Raw genomic sequence first — 701 nt, forward strand, 5'->3', positions numbered from 1 at the left:
ACCTGTATCTTGCGCCTCAGTATCACTACCCTAAATCGGGCAAAGCGGAGTTGGTTGGATACAGAGCATCACGCAGCATCAATGTAACAGTGACAGATTTAGTCGATCTTAACCAGTATTTGGATATGGCGTTGAAAGCTGGCATTAATCAGGTCGACAACATCCAATTGAAAGGGAGCAATCAAGCGTAATACCAACAAAAAGCACGCATGGCTGCGATCAAAGATGCGAGAGAAAAAGCGGCATCGCTTGCATCTGGCTTTGATAAAAAACTCGGCGGCATCTGGCAAATTAACTATAACCAAATGCATGTACAGCCTGTGTTGATGCGCTCAATGGCGATGGACAGCAAGCAAGGTTCGAACAGTTACCAAGATTCGCCTCTTGTAATTCGTGACCAAGTGGATGTGGTTTACAAATTAAAATAATTTGTTTTGGTAACACAAAAAGAAAAGGCAGGGATAATATCCCTGCCTTTATTGTATGGATTCTTCTTAATGAAGAATACAAGCACGAATCGTGCCTTCAATGCTTTTCAGCTTCGTTAGTGCTTCTTCTGAACGTTCAGTTTCCACATCAATAACTACGTAGCCGATCTCAGCTTCAGTTTGTAGGTACTGCGCTGCGATGTTGATGCCTTCTTCTGCGAAGATGGTGTTAATTTGAGTCAGAATACCTGGGCGGTTTTTGTGAATGTGCAG

1 protein-coding gene and 1 pseudogene are annotated in these 701 nt (G+C 43.1%); one reads left to right on the forward strand and one right to left on the reverse strand.

The genetic code is table 11. The features are described from left to right. Nucleotides 1-428 (forward strand): annotated as a pseudogene (locus R7Q46_RS27175) (SIMPL domain-containing protein); the annotation flags it as partial. Between the two features lie 66 nt (nt 429-494). On the opposite strand, the gene R7Q46_RS27180 reads toward R7Q46_RS27175, so the two are convergent. After that, nucleotides 495-701 (reverse strand): ACT domain-containing protein (locus tag R7Q46_RS27180; RefSeq protein WP_318078263.1); only part of this gene is annotated, 207 nt, incomplete at its 5' end.

This window comes from Vibrio sp. 811 (assembly GCF_033339195.1).